At 57.5% G+C, this 16,878-nt stretch carries 14 protein-coding genes and 1 tRNA gene; 8 read left to right on the forward strand and 7 right to left on the reverse strand.

Annotated elements, in window-relative coordinates; translation table 11 throughout:
* The first annotated feature begins 2 nt into the window (after nucleotides 1–2).
* Complete coding sequence (locus AC2A6O_RS02710) at nucleotides 3–1,283, forward strand: O-acetylhomoserine aminocarboxypropyltransferase (RefSeq protein WP_498925631.1); 1,281 nt, start codon at nucleotides 3–5, stop codon at nucleotides 1,281–1,283.
* Nucleotides 1,284–1,413: 130 nt separating this feature from the next.
* Here the strand turns inward: AC2A6O_RS02710 and AC2A6O_RS02715 are convergent, their stop codons facing one another.
* Nucleotides 1,414–2,508 (reverse strand): COX15/CtaA family protein, encoded by a 1,095-nt coding sequence (locus AC2A6O_RS02715; RefSeq protein ID WP_498925632.1) that lies wholly within the window; start codon nucleotides 2,506–2,508, stop codon nucleotides 1,414–1,416.
* A gap of 148 nt (nucleotides 2,509–2,656) precedes the next feature.
* On the opposite strand from AC2A6O_RS02715, the gene AC2A6O_RS02720 reads away from it, so the two are divergent.
* On the forward strand, nucleotides 2,657–2,872 hold the full coding sequence (locus tag AC2A6O_RS02720; protein ID WP_148584297.1) for a DUF2842 domain-containing protein: 216 nt from the start codon (nucleotides 2,657–2,659) through the stop codon (nucleotides 2,870–2,872).
* Here AC2A6O_RS02720 and AC2A6O_RS02725 read toward each other — a convergent pair.
* The gene (locus AC2A6O_RS02725; protein ID WP_498925633.1) at nucleotides 2,832–3,926 is read right to left on the reverse strand and encodes a polysaccharide deacetylase family protein; all 1,095 of its coding nucleotides are present in this window, start codon (nucleotides 3,924–3,926) and stop codon (nucleotides 2,832–2,834) included. The two genes, AC2A6O_RS02720 and AC2A6O_RS02725, sit on opposite strands and share 41 nt — an antisense overlap.
* A gap of 205 nt (nucleotides 3,927–4,131) precedes the next feature.
* Here AC2A6O_RS02725 and AC2A6O_RS02730 point away from each other — a divergent pair, with 205 nt between their 5' ends.
* Nucleotides 4,132–5,301: a GNAT family N-acetyltransferase gene (locus AC2A6O_RS02730; protein ID WP_498925634.1), complete on the forward strand. Its 1,170-nt coding sequence runs from the start codon at nucleotides 4,132–4,134 to the stop codon at nucleotides 5,299–5,301.
* A gap of 34 nt (nucleotides 5,302–5,335) precedes the next feature.
* Here the strand turns inward: AC2A6O_RS02730 and AC2A6O_RS02735 are convergent, their stop codons facing one another.
* Entirely contained in the window at nucleotides 5,336–7,864 is a 2,529-nt protein-coding gene (locus AC2A6O_RS02735) for an exopolysaccharide transport family protein (protein ID WP_498925635.1), read from the reverse strand.
* 197 nt (nucleotides 7,865–8,061) lie between these two features.
* Here AC2A6O_RS02735 and AC2A6O_RS02740 point away from each other — a divergent pair, with 197 nt between their 5' ends.
* The 5 genes from AC2A6O_RS02740 to AC2A6O_RS02760 all read left to right on the forward strand — a co-directional run bounded on the left by AC2A6O_RS02740 (nucleotide 8,062) and on the right by AC2A6O_RS02760 (nucleotide 12,983).
* Nucleotides 8,062–8,619 carry a polysaccharide biosynthesis/export family protein gene (locus tag AC2A6O_RS02740; RefSeq protein ID WP_148584300.1) on the forward strand — a complete coding sequence of 186 codons (558 nt, stop codon included), beginning with the start codon at nucleotides 8,062–8,064 and terminating at the stop codon, nucleotides 8,617–8,619.
* Between the two features lie 106 nt (nucleotides 8,620–8,725).
* Complete coding sequence (locus AC2A6O_RS02745; protein WP_286192624.1) at nucleotides 8,726–9,955, forward strand: glycosyltransferase family 4 protein; 1,230 nt, start codon at nucleotides 8,726–8,728, stop codon at nucleotides 9,953–9,955.
* A complete protein-coding gene (locus AC2A6O_RS02750; protein WP_498925636.1) occupies nucleotides 9,955–11,562 on the forward strand; it encodes an undecaprenyl-phosphate glucose phosphotransferase in 1,608 nt (535 codons plus the stop codon). Before AC2A6O_RS02745 ends, AC2A6O_RS02750 begins: the two co-directional genes overlap by 1 nt.
* Entirely contained in the window at nucleotides 11,559–12,863 is a 1,305-nt protein-coding gene (locus AC2A6O_RS02755; protein ID WP_498925637.1) for an O-antigen ligase family protein, read from the forward strand. Before AC2A6O_RS02750 ends, AC2A6O_RS02755 begins: the two co-directional genes overlap by 4 nt.
* Before the next feature lie 43 nt (nucleotides 12,864–12,906).
* Nucleotides 12,907–12,983 (forward strand) — tRNA-Pro (locus tag AC2A6O_RS02760).
* 405 nt (nucleotides 12,984–13,388) lie between these two features.
* Here the strand turns inward: AC2A6O_RS02760 and rfbA are convergent.
* From rfbA to rfbC, 4 genes are read right to left on the reverse strand one after another with little or no spacing between them, the layout of a single operon-like run.
* Nucleotides 13,389–14,261: a glucose-1-phosphate thymidylyltransferase RfbA gene (gene rfbA / locus AC2A6O_RS02765; protein ID WP_498925639.1), complete on the reverse strand. Its 873-nt coding sequence runs from the start codon at nucleotides 14,259–14,261 to the stop codon at nucleotides 13,389–13,391.
* 37 nt (nucleotides 14,262–14,298) lie between these two features.
* Nucleotides 14,299–15,189 (reverse strand): dTDP-4-dehydrorhamnose reductase, encoded by an 891-nt coding sequence (gene rfbD / locus AC2A6O_RS02770; RefSeq protein ID WP_498925640.1) that lies wholly within the window; start codon nucleotides 15,187–15,189, stop codon nucleotides 14,299–14,301.
* Nucleotides 15,186–16,268, reverse strand: coding sequence for a dTDP-glucose 4,6-dehydratase (gene rfbB / locus AC2A6O_RS02775; protein ID WP_498925641.1), 1,083 nt, complete (start codon nucleotides 16,266–16,268; stop codon nucleotides 15,186–15,188). Before rfbB ends, rfbD begins: the two co-directional genes overlap by 4 nt.
* Nucleotides 16,265–16,843, reverse strand: a complete 579-nt coding sequence (gene rfbC, locus AC2A6O_RS02780) for a dTDP-4-dehydrorhamnose 3,5-epimerase (protein ID WP_498925642.1) — start codon at nucleotides 16,841–16,843, stop codon at nucleotides 16,265–16,267. The genes rfbB and rfbC overlap by 4 nt, the downstream gene beginning before the upstream one ends.
* Between the last annotated feature and the right edge of the window lie 35 nt (nucleotides 16,844–16,878).

The following is a 16,878-nucleotide window of genomic DNA, read 5'->3' on the forward strand; positions in this document are numbered from 1 at the left end:
TTATGAGCGACAATATTCCGGGTTTTTCCACTCTTGCGATTCACGCTGGCGCTGCGCCGGATCCATCAACAGGCGCGCGGGCGACACCAATTTATCAGACGACGTCGTTCGTCTTTGACGATGTCGATCACGCAGCTTCCCTGTTCGGTCTGCAGGCATTCGGCAACATCTACACCCGGATTACCAACCCGACGACGGCTGTTCTTGAAGAGCGCGTTGCAGCGCTTGAAGGCGGCACCGCCGCGCTTGCGACAGCTTCCGGCCATTCGGCACAGCTCCTGTGTTTCCACAGTCTGATGCAGCCGGGCGACAACATCGTAGCTGCCAACAAGCTCTATGGCGGATCGATCAACCAGCTGAACCATTCTTTCAAAAGCTTCGGCTGGGGCGTGAAGTGGGCCGACCCGGCGGACATGGCATCCTTCGAAGCGGCCATTGACGACCGCACACGCGCGATCTTCATCGAAAGCCTCGCCAATCCGGGCGGCATCGTTGTCGACATCGAGGCAATTGCGAAAATCGCAAAGACCAAGGGTGTGCCGCTGGTGGTCGACAACACCATGGCAACGCCTTACCTGTGCCGCCCGATCGAACACGGTGCGGATATCGTCCTGCACTCGCTGACCAAGTTCATGGGCGGTCACGGCAATTCCATGGGCGGCATCATCGTCGACGGCGGCAGCTTCGACTGGTCCGCCAGCGGCAACTATCCGTTGCTGTCCCAGCCACGTCCGGAATACCAGGGCATCGTCCTGCACGAAACCTTCGGCAATTTTGCCTTCGCCATTGCGTGCCGCGTGCTTGGTCTGCGCGATCTCGGACCGGCGATTTCGCCCTTCAACGCCTTCATGATCCTGACGGGCATCGAAACCCTGCCCCTGCGCATGCAACGTCATTCGGACAATGCCAAGAAAGTCGCGCTTCATCTTGCTGCCCATGACAAGGTGAAATGGGTGTCCTACGCAGCCCTGCCGGAGGACAAGCACCACGACCTGCAGCAGAAATACATGCCCAAGGGCGCCGGTGCAGTCTTCACCTTTGGCGTGGAAGGCGGATATGACACGGGTGTCGCGCTGGTCAGCAAGGTGGAGCTGTTCTCGCACCTGGCCAATATCGGCGACACGCGTAGCCTGATCATCCATCCCGCCTCCACCACGCACCGCCAGCTCTCGGACGAACAAAAGACGGCTGCCGGTGCGGGCCCGGATGTGGTGCGTATCTCGGTTGGGCTGGAGGATGTCGACGACATCATCGCCGATCTCGATCAGGCGCTCGCCGGATAACAAACATCAGCGAAACAGACGAAAAGCCCGCCAACCGGCGGGCTTTTCTTTGCGATCTCAACTTCGGGGCAACTCGCCTGGCACCGCCTCGCGGCTGCGTGTTTACGCGTGGAAAGGCCTTTTCCGCACACTAGTTGCGGATGGCAAACGGCCCCTTCAGAACAGCTACATAGTCGACGGCAGCCGCCAGGACGACGACCGCGAAGCCCTGATGCACCAACGCGATGGATAGCGGCACCTGCCAGAGCAGCGTCAGAATGCCGAAGAGTGCCTGCAGCAGCACAAATCCACCCACATGCGCGCCTGCCCTGCGAAGCTCCTTGCGCCGGCTCACACGGAACGTGCTCCAGGCCAGCGCTACACCGGTGAACACCAGCACGTAGGCCGTCATGCGATGCTGGAACTGGACCGTCATCACGTTTTCGAAAAAGTTCAGCCAGATAGGCTGAATGGCCAGCATGCCACGCGGGATAAATTGGCCATCCATCAGGGGCCAGGTATTGAAGGTCAAACCGGCATTCAATCCGGCGACGAGACCGCCCAGGAAAATTTGCACGAAGACCAGACAAAGGACCAGTTTTCCCAGCCCCGCGAGACGCTCCTGTTCCGTGCGCTCGGGAGCTGGCAGCGGTGTCAGCCGCCTCGCAATCCAGAAAAGATAGGCGAAAATGAACAATGCGAGCGTGAGATGGGTCGCCAACCTGTACTGACTGACATCCACACGTTCAACCAGCCCGGACGCCACCATCCACCAGCCGACAAAACCCTGAAGGCCGCCAAGCGCAAGGCCGACAAGCAGTCTGGGCTTCAACCAGGGCTCGATCCGCCCCATTGCCCAGAAGGCCACCATCGGCACAAAGAAGGCGACACCGATAAACCGGCCGAGCAGCCGATGTGCCCATTCCCACCAGAAGATGAACTTGAATTCCTCCAGGCTCATGCCCTTGTTGATGAGCTGGTATTCAGGAATTTGCCGGTATTTTTCCAGCTCCTCTTCCCACTCGGCTTCACTGAGCGGGGGAATGACACCGTGAATGGGCTTCCATTCGGTGATCGACAGGCCGGATTCGGTCAACCGCGTGGCTCCGCCGACAACGACCATGGCAAGGATCAGCGCACACACGCAATAGAGCCACCATCGGATAAGAGCCCTGTTCTGCCGCACCTTTTGCAATTTGGCCGGAAGCATCTGCTCGCTCTTCACACCTTCTGCAACTGCAATCATGACCCGCTTCCGGAAATGTTTATCGTGAGTTTGACCTTTGGCTTGCGGAGATATAGGTGCAGAAGCAAGACGGCAAGCGGTCCGGGGCAATTTGCGGCAAAAGGTCCCTCATCGCGGCTTCACACTCGCATTACGGAAACGCCTGACAATGGTTCCCTCGTTTCGCAAGTTTATCGGCATGGTGCTGCTGGTGGTTTTCGTGGTGGTTTATGCCCTCACCGCGATGGTGATCGGCGATCTGACCCTGCAGCAATCGTCGAACACGATCCGCTTCATCTACTTCGGCATCGCAGGACTGGCCTGGGTGATCCCGGCGGGTGCGATTATCTGGTGGATGGAAAGAGGCGGGAAAAACCGGACCTGACACCAAAACCATTGGCGGCCCACCGGGCAACCCGGTACAGCGCGAAAGGTGCGCCTGTCAGATACTGGTCTACGACCGAAGGGTCCTGAAAGCGGCCATTCAGCGAGACACGCGGTAACATCATCGGGTCCCGTGCGTTGACGGATTGAAGCACACCGGGAAGCGTCGTTACAGCCGAAGCAAAGCCGATCTCCCGCAAAATATCCGCGTCGCGCTGGGAGACTGCGTGTGATTTTCCATACGGATATGCATAGTGTTTTGGTCGGCGGCCAAGCTCTTTCTCAAGCCGTTCCAGCCCCTCACTCACGTCTTTAAGGGCAGCGTCTTCGTCCAGCCGTGCCATGGCGAAATGATTGCGGCTGTGAGCACCGATGGTCACCAGCGGGTCGCCAGCCAATTGGCGCGTCTCGTCCCAGGACATCATCTGCCTGTCGGCCAGCGCTCTCAGATCGACACCATATCTTTCGGCAAGCGACCGAATGATCTTGCGCTGATCCAGTTCGGCGACTTCCAGCGTCAGATGATCGACGATTTTATCGAAACACGCATTCTTTTCCGCGACGGTTCTGCACGGGATACCGGTGCTGCCCTGCGCGTCGCTAAAGACCACTTCCTCATTTTCCGCAACGATCTGCTCCAGAGCGAGCCACCACAGCTCACTGGTCCGATCGATCAGACCGCTGGTGACGAACACCGTGAAAGGTGCTTCCAGTTCCTTGAGGACCGGATAGGCAACAGTGAGATTGTCCCGGTAGCCGTCATCGAATGTCAAAACCGCGTAGCGGCGGTGCCCGTAGCCGGACTTGAGCAGATCGACGGCTTCGTCCAGAGAGATGATTTCATAGCCGTTGGCGCGGATACGATCGACCGCAAGTTTCAGAAACTCGGGCGTGATCTCAAGATGACGGTTGGGTTGAAAGGCATCAGAGCGTGCCGGCCGCACGTGGTGCATCATGAACACGGCACCGCAGCCCTGGGTGAACGGTGCCAGCATACGGCCGAGCCCCGTTCCCTTCAGTACACTGAATGCGCGTGTTACCGTTTTTTGCCGCATGCCCATGTGGCCGCAATGCCCGCCTTGCTAGAATGTGCCAGTTAGGCACGGTTTCTTTAACAATTATTGCTAAATCTATCGAGACTTAGCTCGATCTGCCATCGCGGCGTCCAGTCTTTCCTCAATGTTCGTTCAAAATGGTTTATCCAATTTTCAAATGCCGTATCAGCCTGTTCACCAAGCGCACGGTTGTAAGGTGAACACCATGGCCGCAGCCAATCTTGAACTGTCCATTTTCTCGAGGCTTAGCGAAGCGCAGCCCGACTGGCAACAACTAAAGAGTGTGCCGCACAGTAATCCCTACCAGTCTCCCTCCTGGCTCATCAGCTGGTTCGAGACGATAGGCAAAAGCTTGAACTGCGTTCCTGTAATCGTCGTAGGCCGGCGACAGGATGAGCCTCTCTTCGTGCTGCCTCTGCAACTGGAAAGATCCGCGGGCATGTCCACCCTGACCTTTCTCGGCCACCAGAACGGCAACCAGAACACCGGTCTCTGGAATGCAGATTTTTACCGCACTGTCACTCCGGCAGAAATGCAGGACTTGCTGTCTGACGTCTGCCGGCAGATCGGTGCAGACCTCCTGAAACTGGAAAACGTTCCAGACAATTGGCAGGGCCGCGGCCATCCACTGGTCATGGAGTGCGCCACTGCAAGCCCGAGCCCTGTTTTTGCCTCTGCCCTGCCCGATGATTTCGAGCTGTTTTTCAATGCCACACACAGCAAGTCGTCACGCAAGAACCTTCTGCGCAAGGAACGGCACCTGCGTGCCGCCGGTGACTACAGGGTTGTCAAAGCCTCTGACCACGCCGACAGGCAACGCGGCCTGGACGCGTTTTTCGAGCAACGTGCCTTTAGAGCGAAAGCAGCAGGCATCCCCAATGTCTTCTCGCAACTTCCCGCCAGAACGTTTCTCACCACCGCGCTGGGGCTCAACGCAACGGCTGACACACAGGTTCAGGAGCCAAATCCGCTGGACCTCTGGTTTCTGGAAACGGAAGGTCGGATCCGGGCCACTTATCTGTGCGCCGAACATGGAACGACCCTTTACGCCTACAGCAACAGCGTCGCCCACGACGACATGCTGCCCAACAGCCCCGGTCTGGTGCTGATCAAGGAAATTATCGCGCAGGCATGTGTGGACCCAAGGCTCGACACACTTGACCTTGGCCTTGGCGAAGAACGCTACAAGACCGGCTGGGCGGAGCCTGTGTTGCTGAAAGACAGTCTGCTGGCGATGAGCTGGAAGGGAGCGTTGCGCTTGCGCCTGGAGGCAGCACGCTTGAATACGAAGGCCCGTCTGCGCAATTCCGCGACCCTATGGCCGCTGATCCGGCGTCTGAGGAAGTGGAAAGCAGGCATCGGCCAGGGCGGCTGAGGAAAGCGCCTGTCTACTGGTGCAGGCCAGCCCTTCAGGCGGCGTGTCCGTCGCCGTTTCGACGCGGCCCCGGACCAGCGCCATCTGGTATCACGACTTCCACCTTTGCTCCGGTGTTGTGCGCCAGAAGGTTCGCCGCGCTCTGCAGTTCGTGACTGTGGTCTGGGGCAGACGCAGCAATCAAAACCCTGTCCGCAAAACTCAACATGCGGGCACTTGCCAGCGATCCATCAATGGCCCCGAGATCAACGACAACGGTTTCGTATGTCGACTTGATCGCTTCCAGAGCCAGTTTGAAACGCTCCGAATTCACCATCTCGTCCGTGATTGCGACGCGGCCTGCCTCGATGATATGCGCCTTTGACCCTGCATCCCTGTAAACCACCTTGGCGAAGGGAGCTGTGCCGGCAACGATATCGGAAAAGCCTTCCGCACCCTTCGAGTTGGACTGGTCGGGGAAGACCTCCATGATGAGCGAAGACTTGCCACGTCCGGCGGCTTTCCGGATCAGATCGAACGCGAGTTCATGAGACAGGGCTTCGTCGTCCACACTGAGAACAACGACGCGGCCTGCTGCTTCAACATCGTCCGCATGCATCGTCTTCAGCTGTTCTTCAGGCTTGTCACGTCGTTTGGACCTGGTTGCCGCAACAACCGCTGCAGGCATGACGTCCGCTTCCGGGGCGTCCTCGTCGATGTCTTTGGAACCCCGTATGTCGTCGATCGGGTCTTGGCTGTCTGCCACCGGGACCGGGCTGTCTGCAACAGAGGCCTGGCTGACTTCGGCATCCTGGCCGGTCTTTTTTCCACGGCCAAGAAGCTTGCCGGCCAGAATCCCAACGCGGCCCTTCGGTCGAACGGGCTTCTCCGGGGTCTCGGCTTGTGGCTCAGGTGTTTTCTCGGAAACCTTTTCTTCGGTTGGTTCCGGAACGCTCTCTCCGTTTTCAACACTCTCAATTGTTTCAGGCACGTCCGGTTCTGCCGCACGAGGCGTATCGGATGTGTTCCACTCGCCGGGCTCTATCCTGTAGCTGGCGACGGTCTGACCATAGCCGCCGCCCCAGCCAGGGTTTCCAACTCGCGAGGATTCGTCAGGCCCGGTCTGTGGCCGCTCTTCCATGGGCGGGGCAACGCGTTGCCCGGCAGAGGGGCCATCCTGCATCCTGTAAAGCGCGGCTCCGTTCAGGAATTCACGCATGAGCACAAATGCACAGCCGAGAATAAAGGTCACAAGCGCGGCGATGATGGTGCTGGCAATGATCTTTGGCGAATCCGGTTCCACCGGAACGCTGGCCCGCGAGATGATCCTCGCATCGGCGGGCAGAACCTGTGCCCGCAAGCGGGAGTCGGCTTCCTGATAGCTTAAAAGCAACTGATCAAGCTGGGCCGCCTTGGCATTGGCTTCCCGCTCCAGTTCCGTTAGCCGTGCCTGATCGGCGTTGGATTTAGCGGCGGCCTTTTTCAACTCGTCAAGGCGAGCTCCGAGCGCCTTTGCGCGCTGGTCTGCCACCTTGGCATCATTTTCCAGGCCCTGCAGAACCTTGCGCGCTTCCGACCGGATTTGCCGGTCATAATCCCCAAGCTGAGACTGTAGAGCCTTGAGTTGGGGATGGTTGGGCAGCAGCGTGATGGAAAGTTCGGCAATGTTCGACTGAATTTCGACCTGGCGTTCGCGTAGCCGCTGGATGAGCGCGGAGCTCAGAACTTCACTGGCGGTTTCAAGCGATCCACCGGAGTTCAACAGTTCGCGAATGAGATCGGCCTTTGCCTGCGATTCAGCCTTGGCGGACTGAGCTTCGGAATAAGCCGTGCTTGTTTCGGCAAGTTGCTGCTGATTGAGCGGGATGTTGTCGGCGCCTATCAGCAGATCGGCGCGCGCACGGAAATCAGACACCGCCTGCCGCGCCGCCTGAACTTCCTTGCGCAATTCAACGATCTGAGGTTCCAGAGCTGCGGAGGCCCGCTCAGTCGTTTGACGTTTGGCGCTGGACTGAACCGACAGATATTCGTCAAGAATCGTATTGGCGACCTTGGCAGCCAGAACCGGGCTTTCGGCGGTGTAATCGACCGCGATGACGCGGGAACCCTCCAGCCGGTAGATTTCCAGATTCTTGTAATAGTGTTTGAGGACCCGTTCTTCCTGGCTGTTGCCTTCCGTCTTGGTGCCGAGCCCGACCAGAGACAACAGAATGTTCACGAGGCTGCCATCGTCATTGGCATCGAATTCGGGAATCGCAGCAAGGTTGAGCTTGTTCGCAACGCGGCGTGCCAGGTCAGCGGACTTCAGAAGCTGCACCTGGCTGACAACACCTTCACTGTCCAGCAAGGCCCGCTCTTCCTCCTGCCCTCGCGCAGCACCGGGCAAGTTGTCCGTGCTTTCAATGATGATACGCGCTTCGGCCTTGTATTTGGGCGCAACAAACTGAAGCCCCAGAAAAACGGCAACCGTAACGAAAAGCGTAAGCGGCAAAAGCCAGCCCAGGGATCGCGCGATCGTCCGCAACAGACCACCCAGATCCAGCGCCATGTCGTCTTCGGAATGTGTCTGCCGTTCAGCATTCATCACTTGAAACTCCAAAATATCGGCAAACTATGTCGAATTATGGTAAGCGTTCGGTTAAAGCGCATATAGTTTCCCTGGCGGCCCTGTTAAGAAATGCATGCGCATATTTGACAGGGTATCCAGCATGTCTTTTCTGCTCTTCACCCTCAATTAACCATAAAGCGCGATCCTGTCTCCGAATTGTAGGAGAGTCGTTGATGCGAATGAGAGCGCTTGTTGTCCTGGGCCTGTGCCTAGGCCTTGCTGCATGCAGCGGGTACAGACAGCCGCCGACAGCGTTTCATGAAACACTGACCCAGCCTTACCGCTTGGACTCGAGCGATAAGCTGCGCATTATCGTGTTTGGCCAGGACGACCTGTCGAACACTTATGTTGTTGATCAGGCTGGATATATTTCTTTCCCGCTGGTCGGCAACGTCGCAGCGCGCGGCAAGACGCAGCAAGGACTGGCAGCCGAAATTGCAACCAAGCTGCGCAAGGGTTATATCCGCGATCCGGACGTGTCGGTGGAAGTCGACACCTATCGCCCGATCTTCGTCATGGGTGAAGTGCAAAATGCAGGCCAGTATAATTACGTCGCCGGCATGACCGTTCAAAACGCCATCGCAACGGCGGGCGGTTTCAGTGCGCGGGCGCTTCAATCGAATGTGGATATCACCCGGCAGCTCAACGGTGAAATTCTAAACGGTCGTGTTCCTATTTCGGACCCAGTGCGCCCCGGTGACACAATTTACGTCCGCGAACGTTATTTTTAGGCCTCCGCTAAGTTAACGGTGGACTCACTACCCTTTGTTAGGATGCAGTCTCAGGGCCCCACAGGTTCAAAAAGAAACCTGGGGGTGGATACAGGGATATTGCATCATGACAACGACCCCAATGCGGATCGTGCATTGCGTGCGTTCGCCCATTGGCGGCATTTTCCGCCACATTCGGGATCTTGCTATCTGCCAGTCGGAAGCGGGACACGATGTCGGGATCGTATGCGACAGCAGCACGGGCAGTGCGTTCGACAATCAGCTTCTTGAGGAAGTGAAGCCGAAACTTTCGCTTGGCCTTGCGCGATTTCCCATGAAACGTCAGCTCACCATCCAGGACCTGACGGCGACTGTTTCCCTCTACAGGCACATCCGGGATCTCAAACCAGACATTCTACATGGACATGGAGCCAAAGGGGGCGCGTATGCGCGCCTGATCGGCACTGTGCTGCGGTTGCGCGGCCAGAAAACCGCCCGGGTCTATTGCCCGCACGGTGGCAGTCTGCATTACGATCCCAACCGGTTCGAAGGCCGTGTCTATCACTTGCTGGAGCGTCTTCTCGGCCGCATGACGGACGGGCTGATCTTCGTCTCGGACTACGAGGCGGCAGCTTATGAAAGCAAGGTCGGTCTTCCGAGAGCGCGCTCGCGAATCGTTTACAACGGGCTGACAGCAGACGAATTCCAACCCGTTTCCCCCAATCATGATGCCGCCGATTTCCTCTACATCGGCATGCTGCGGGATCTGAAGGGACCGGACCTTTTCATCGAGGCGATTTACAACATTCGCCTGAAAACCGGCACCGCGCCGAAGGCTCACATCGTTGGCGAAGGCCCCGACGAAGAGCGCTATCGGAACATGGTCAAAAAGCTGGGGCTGGAGGGCGCAATTACGTTCCACGGTGCCCTGCCCGCCCGAGAGGCGTTCAAACTTGCGAGAACTGTGGTTGTTCCCTCGCGTGCGGAAGCCATGCCTTACATCATTCTGGAGACCGTGGCCGCGGAACGACCACTGATCGCAACGCGGGTCGGCGGTATTCCGGAAATTTTCGGCCGCTACTCCAACCGCCTGGTGGCGCCGGGTCATATCGGCAAACTCACCACGGCCATGGAAGAAGCCCTTGCAGATCCGGCACAAATGGCTCAGCAGGCAAAAAGTCTGCGCAGCTGTCTTGCCGAAACATTCTCGGTCGACCTGATGAACGACAGAATTACGACCCTCTATCAGGAAATCCAGGGCATCGCTCCGACCGATAGCTCGTCGTCCGCCAGGGTTGAAAGTGTCTCCGCGGCAAGCCACGTGCAGACTGTACTTGCCAGATCGAGCAACCAATAATGAGAAGCCGTGTTTTAAAACCTACAGATCCGTTCGAACCCAATCCCGATTCAGGCGATGCGTCCGCGTTGGGCAACCGGCTGGAAAAACACCTCAGGCAAAGCGTGCAAGGGGCAACCGGACAAACCAACATCAAGGTTCTGTCTGCCGCCAACAGCAGCCTTTCAGCCCAAGCTTATGAAATTGCAAAAGGACTTGGCGGCAAGGGTATTTCCGCCACTGTTCTGACCGGCATGGTGCGCCTGACGGATGTCCTGCTGATTGTTGGCACGGCCCTTGTCGCAAGCATCAGCAGCCCGGAAGCCGCGGGCTTCGGACTTGGCAATCTGTTTGTCACCAGCGCCGCCATCCTTTTTGCGCTCGCCTTTTTCCAGGCGGCTGATGTCTATCAGGTGCCGGTCATGCGCCAGGGCCTGTCGCAGATCGGGCGCGTTGCTGCCGGCTGGACCCTTGTGTTTGCCATGTTTGCACTTCTGCGAACCATGACAGGCGTGGGCACGGAGGTTTCTGAAACCTGGATCGGCGCGTGGTTCGCCGCAAGTCTGACGGGCCTTTGCCTGTCCCGGTTCATTGTTTACCGGCTGGTACGGCACTGGATGAAATCGGGCCGCCTGGAAAGGCGCGCCATCATTGTCGGTGGCGGCACGGCCGCACAGGAGCTGATCCATGATCTGGAAGCACAGCCAGACAATGACATCCGTATTTGCGGTATTTTCGATGACCGGAACAACGACCGGTCACCACCGGTCGTGGCCGGCTACCCGAAACTCGGCAACATCAGCGCCCTTGTGGAGTTCGCAAGGCTTGCACGCATTGACATGCTCATTGTCTGCATTCCCTTGCGCGCAGAGAAAAGGGTTCTCGAGCTTCTAAAAAAACTATGGGTCCTGCCGGTCGACATCCGGTTGTCGGCCCACACGGACAAGGTTCGCTTCCGTAACCGTGGATCCAGTTTCATCGGCACGGTTCCCTTCGTCGATGTGGTCGAAAAGCCGATTGCCGACTGGGATATGGTGGCCAAACGCGTCTTCGACCTGGTCTTTGCCTCTCTGGCCATCCTCACGCTGTTTCCGGTCATGATCGCCGCTGCCATCGCCGTGAAGCTGGAAAGCAAGGGACCGATCCTGTTCAGGCAGAAGCGCTATGGTTTCAACAACGAGATCATCGAAGTTCTGAAATTCCGGTCCATGTATACGGACATGGCCGATCCGGATGCGAAAAAGGTGGTCACGAGGGGCGATCCGCGCGTCACACGGGTCGGGCGATTTATTCGCAAAACCTCTATTGACGAACTGCCCCAGCTTTTCAACGTTCTGGGCGGCAGCCTGTCGCTCGTCGGTCCCCGCCCCCATGCGGTGAACGCCCACACCGACAACAAGACCTGGGACGACGTCGTCGACGGTTATTTCGCCCGCCACAAGGTGAAGCCCGGCGTTACCGGCTATGCCCAGATCAACGGCTGGCGCGGCGAAGTCGACAGACCGGAAAAGATCCAGAAACGTGTAGAGTGCGACGTCTACTACATCGAAAACTGGTCGATCCTGTTCGATCTGAAGATCCTTCTTCAAACGCCATTTAGGCTGCTCAATACGGAGAACGCCTATTGAGCCTTGCGATCGAACCTTTCGGCGGTACGCCCCATGCACGCGCGCCCATCGGTCTTCAGACGAAGAGTCTGGGCAACGGTGCGCTTTGGCTTGCTGCCTTCCTTTCGGGATTCGTGATCAAGGAACCTGCGCCTTATGAACTGTACATGGCGCTTCTACTGGTCGTCTGGCTGGCCTGCGGCCTTAAACTTCGGCGTGAATTCGGTCCGCTGATCATCTGCCTGATGCTTTATATCGCCGGCGGCATAGCCTCCATTCCCATGGCCGAGGAAATGGGCGATGCGATCATGTATACTGCCGTTTCCGGCTTTCTGGCAATCACGGCCATCTTTTATGCCGCCATCATTGCGGAAGACCCCGGCCGGTTCCGGGTCATCCAGAGCGGCTACATCACCAGCGCCGTGCTGGTGGCGGCCATCGGGATCGCCGGTTATTTCCACCTCTTCCCCGGTGCATCCTATTTCACGCTGTATGACCGAGCCCGCGGCACTTTCCAGGACCCCAACGTGTTCGGTCCGTTTCTTGTGCTGCCGGCGTTGCTCCTGATCCAAAAGCTGCTTCGCCAGTCTGTCCTGCGCAACCTGCATCTGCTGGTGCCGCTCGCCATTTTGATGCTTGGCGTGTTCTTGAGCTTTTCGCGCGGTGCCTGGGGTGTCCTCACGGCATCGGTCCTGATGGTGTATTTTCTGGCGCTTGTCACCGAAAAGGCCGGCCCGCGCCGAGTGCGCCTCGTTATGCTCGGGGCACTCGGCATTCTCTCAGTGGTCGCCCTGTTGGGCGCGGCGCTGTCCATTGACACGGTCGCCGATATGTTCGCCGAACGCGCAAAGCTCGTGCAATCCTATGATGGTGCCCGCCTTGGCCGCTTCGCCAGATACTCGCTCGGGTTTCAAATGGTGATGGACCGCCCCCTCGGACTTGGGGCGCTGGAGTTCCACAAGTATTTCCCGGAGGACGAGCACAACGTCTATCTGAAAGGCTTCACCACCTACGGCTGGCTTGGCGGCTCGGTCTATATTCTGATGGCGCTTTGGACATTCTGTGCCCTTGTGCCGCTCCTGTTCAAATCACGTCCGTGGACGGCCTTCACGCAATGTGTCTTTTCAGTTTTTGTGGCACATCTGATCCTCTCCGCAATTATCGACACGGACCACTGGCGGCATATGTATATGCTGTACGGACTTGCGTGGGGCCTGATCGCCGCCGAAAAGCTGGGCCACGGGCGCCCTTCACTATCCGGCGGCGCGGTCTTTGGCCGGACTTTACAGAAGTCTGGAAAAGCTCCTCTCCAGACGCAATAACCTGCTTGCGCTTGTCATGCGAACAAGCTAGGTAGGGTCCGTTCGGGCAGTAGCGCAGCCTGGTAGCGCACTTCACTGGGGGTGAAGGGGTCGTCGGTTCAAATCCGGCCTGCCCGACCAACACCAACTTCCCCAAATCATTTTTTGATTGTTGAGTAGGTTACGGCTGTTTCTTCGCCGTACCTTCGGCCATTTGGCTGCCCTGCAATGTGCACCGAGTTTTCCAGTCAACCACATTCAACGGCCAAAACTGCTTTGCCATCGGATTTGATCTTTGCAGATCTTTCAATTTCAATTGAAAATCCAGGCGCTAAGAAAACTGTGACAGATGCTCTTCAGGTCTTTTCCTCGCCCTTCGTTCTTAGACGAATTGATCAATACTCACTAAAAATCTTTTCTTATTTTCCTTTTGATCAAAGACAAATCAACGTGATACTATTTCTAACATTCAATATTATAAAATTTCTCATTTTTTTCTTCTCTCCATTAAAAGTATTCCACCTAATCTTCATCTGATAAAATCCATCAAAATCTTCTGGAAACGATTTTCCGCAAATAGTCCCCATATCCGCTGTTGGAAAAATCTTCACTCAGGCGTTCCAGATCGGTCGCACTGATCCAGCCGTTCTTGAACGCAATTTCTTCCGGTACGGCGATGCGGTGTCCCTGTCTTTTTTCAATGGCCTGTACGAAGGTGGCGGACTCGATGAGACTGTCGTGCGTACCCATGTCAAACCAGGCAAATCCGCGACCGAGTTGTTCGACATGGAGGTCTCCGCGTTCCAGATAGCGGGCGTTCACATCCGTGATTTCCAGCTCACCCCGTGCGCTCGGACGAATGTCGGAGGCAATGTCAGTGACGTCCTTGTCATAGAAGTATAGCCCCGTCACGGCCCAGGAGGAGCGCGGGGTTTTTGGCTTTTCCTCTATCGAAGTCGGTTTTCCGGAGGCGTCTAATGCCACGACGCCATAGCGCTCCGGCTCGGCAACCTCATAACCGAACAGGGTCGCGCCGGACTTTCGTTGCGAGGCCCGCGCGAGCATTTCCGTCAGGCCATGGCCATAGTAGAGATTGTCCCCCAGGATGAGGGCGCATTCCTGACCGGCAAGAAAGTCATCGGCTATCAGGAATGCCTGCGCGATGCCGGCCGGTTCCGGCTGCACCGCATAGCGTATGTTCACGCCCCATTGCGTACCGTCTTCCAAAAGGCTCTGAAAGGCCGCCGCATCACGTGGTGTCGTGATGATCAGGAGATCTCTTATCCCGGCGAGCATCAGGACACTCAATGGATAATAGATCATCGGTTTGTCGTAGACGGGCAACAGCTGCTTGGAGATGCAACTGGTAACCGGGAAGAGACGTGTTCCGCTTCCGCCCGCAAGCACGATGCCTTTCATTTTCCAACTCCACTTCCGTCCACATGACTAATTAAAATCAGGCATTTCGTTCCAGTTGATCCAGCATGTCGCGCAGTGCGGCCTGCCACTGTCTCATGGCAAGGCCATGGACCCGCGCCAGTTTTGAGCAATCAAGCGCCGAGTTTACCGGCCGCCTTGCGGGTGTCGGAAATTCAGACGCCGGAATGGCGATCAGCTCGGGCTTGTTGCCGAAGCGCTCGCCGGCAAGCTCGAATATCTTGTCCGCAAACCCATGCCAGGTCACCTCGCCCTGACCGGCACAGTGAAACGTTCCGTAACCGTCCTGCCCAATCTGATTGTTCAAAATCCGTTCGGCCAGTCGCAGCACGACTTCCGCGAGATCCGCTGCATACGTCGGGCATCCGCGCTGGTCGTTGACAACGCGAATTTGCCCCCTCTCCTGCGCGAGCTTCAGCATTGTCCGGACAAAGTTGGCGCCTTGAGCGCCGTAGACCCAAGAGGTGCGCAGGATCAGGTGACGGTCGGTCGCGGCGCGGATGGCCGTTTCACCCGCCTCCTTGCTTTCGCCGTACACACCAATGGGGCCAACGTCGTCCTGTTCGACATAAGCATGATGTTGTGTACCGTCGAAGACATAGTCCGTGGAAAAATGCATCAGGACCGATCCGTGCTTTTGCGCGGCTTCCGCAAGATTGCGGGCTCCATCGCAATTGACCGCAAAGGCGGCCTGCCGGTCGGTTTCCGCGCGATCAACAGCAGTGTAGGCAGCCGTGTTGACGATCAGATCGGGCACAAGCTGCCCGACAACCTCCGCAACAGAAGTGCGGTCTGTAATATCCAATTGCGATCTGTCCAGCGCTGCGAGATCGAGCCCCTTTTCCAGGCCTTGCCTGGCAACCTCATGGCCAAGTTGGCCGTTCGCCCCGGTGAGTAGAATGCGTGTCATGATGCACCGGCCGGTAGATTTGATACCCCATTAGTCCCAAGCCCCAGCCTGTTGCCGGCATAGCGGCCGGTGCGAACCTCTTCCCACCAGTTGCGATTGCCCAGATACCAGTCGACCGTCTGACGCAATCCGCTTTCAAAAGAATGCCGGGGCCGCCAGCCCAGTTCGGCAGAAATCCGGGAAATATCCATAGCGTAACGCGCATCGTGGCCGGGTCGGTCAGACACGAAGGTAATCAACTCTTGCCGGGGTTTACCGACAGGCACCAGCTCATCGAGAAGATCGCAGATCAGGCGAACGACGTCGATATTCTGACGTTCGGCATCGCCGCCGATATTGTAGACCTGCCCTGGCGTTCCGCGCGTCAGTACCTGCCACAACGCATCCGCATGATCGTCCACATGAAGCCAGTCCCGAATATTGGCTCCCGCTCCGTAAACCGGCAGCGGCTTCTCCTCAAGGCCGTTCAGGATCATCAAGGGGATCAGCTTTTCCGGAAACTGGTAAGGCCCATAATTGTTGGAACAGTTGGTGGTGACCACCGGCAGTCCATAGGTATGGTGCCAAGCCCTGACCAGATGATCTGATGCAGCCTTTGAGGCGGAATAAGGCGAATTCGGCGCGTAGGCGGTCGTTTCCTTGAAGGCTCCCGTCGGCCCGAGACTGCCATAGACCTCATCTGTGGAAACGTGATGAAACCGGAAGGCCTCCTTGCGCGGCAATGGCAAGCCGGACCAGTAGGTTCGCACCGCTTCCAGCAAGGTGTAGGTGCCCACGATGTTTGTATCGATAAAGGCAGCCGGGCCATCTATTGACCGGTCGACATGGCTTTCGGCGGCCAGATGCATCACCGCGTCGGGTGTTTCCGTTTCCAGGAGACCGGCCATTGCCTCAGCGTCGCGGATGTCAGCGTGCACAAAGCGGTGCTGAGGCGCCTCCATGACTGGCGCGAGAGAGGCCATGTTCCCGGCATAGGTCAGGGCATCGACCGTGACGACGTCCGCAAGCTCCTGCGACACCAGCTTTCGGACGACCGCGGATCCAATAAAGCCGGCACCACCCGTAACGAGAACCTTCATCCTTCCGCTGCCTCCGGACAAGAGAAACAGGCGCCGATTTCGCCTAACCGTGGCAGGCCCCGATCCTTGGCGGAGAGGATGGCATCGGCTTCTGCCAGGCCCCAATCGATAGCGAGGTCGGGATCGTTCCACAGGATGCCCCGGTCGTGCTCTGGTGCGTAGTATTGCGATACCTTGTAGAGAACCTCGGTGTGCGGTTCCAGCGTCGCCAATCCATGGGCAAACCCGGAGGGAACAAGGATCTGCTTCCCATTTTCAGCGGAAATGACCGACGACACATGCCGGCCGTAGGTTGGCGAGCCCAGTCTCAGATCGAGAGCAACATCCAGTATCGCGCCGCGCACCACACGCACCAGCTTGTCCTGCGCGAAGGGCGGCATCTGGAAATGCAATCCGCGAACCGTTCCCTTTTCCGCGGAATAGGCGTGATTGTCCTGCACGAAATCGATGTCAATTCCGGCATCACTCAGCAGAGCTTTGTTGTATGTTTCGGAAAAGAAACCACGGCTGTCGCCGTGCCGCTTGGGGCAGATAATCTTGACTTCGGGAATGTCCAGTTCAATTACTTCAAGCATGAATCCATTTCGGTCTTCACGGTCAGGTTTCGCGA

The organism is Labrenzia sp. ATLA3 (genome assembly GCF_057180185.1).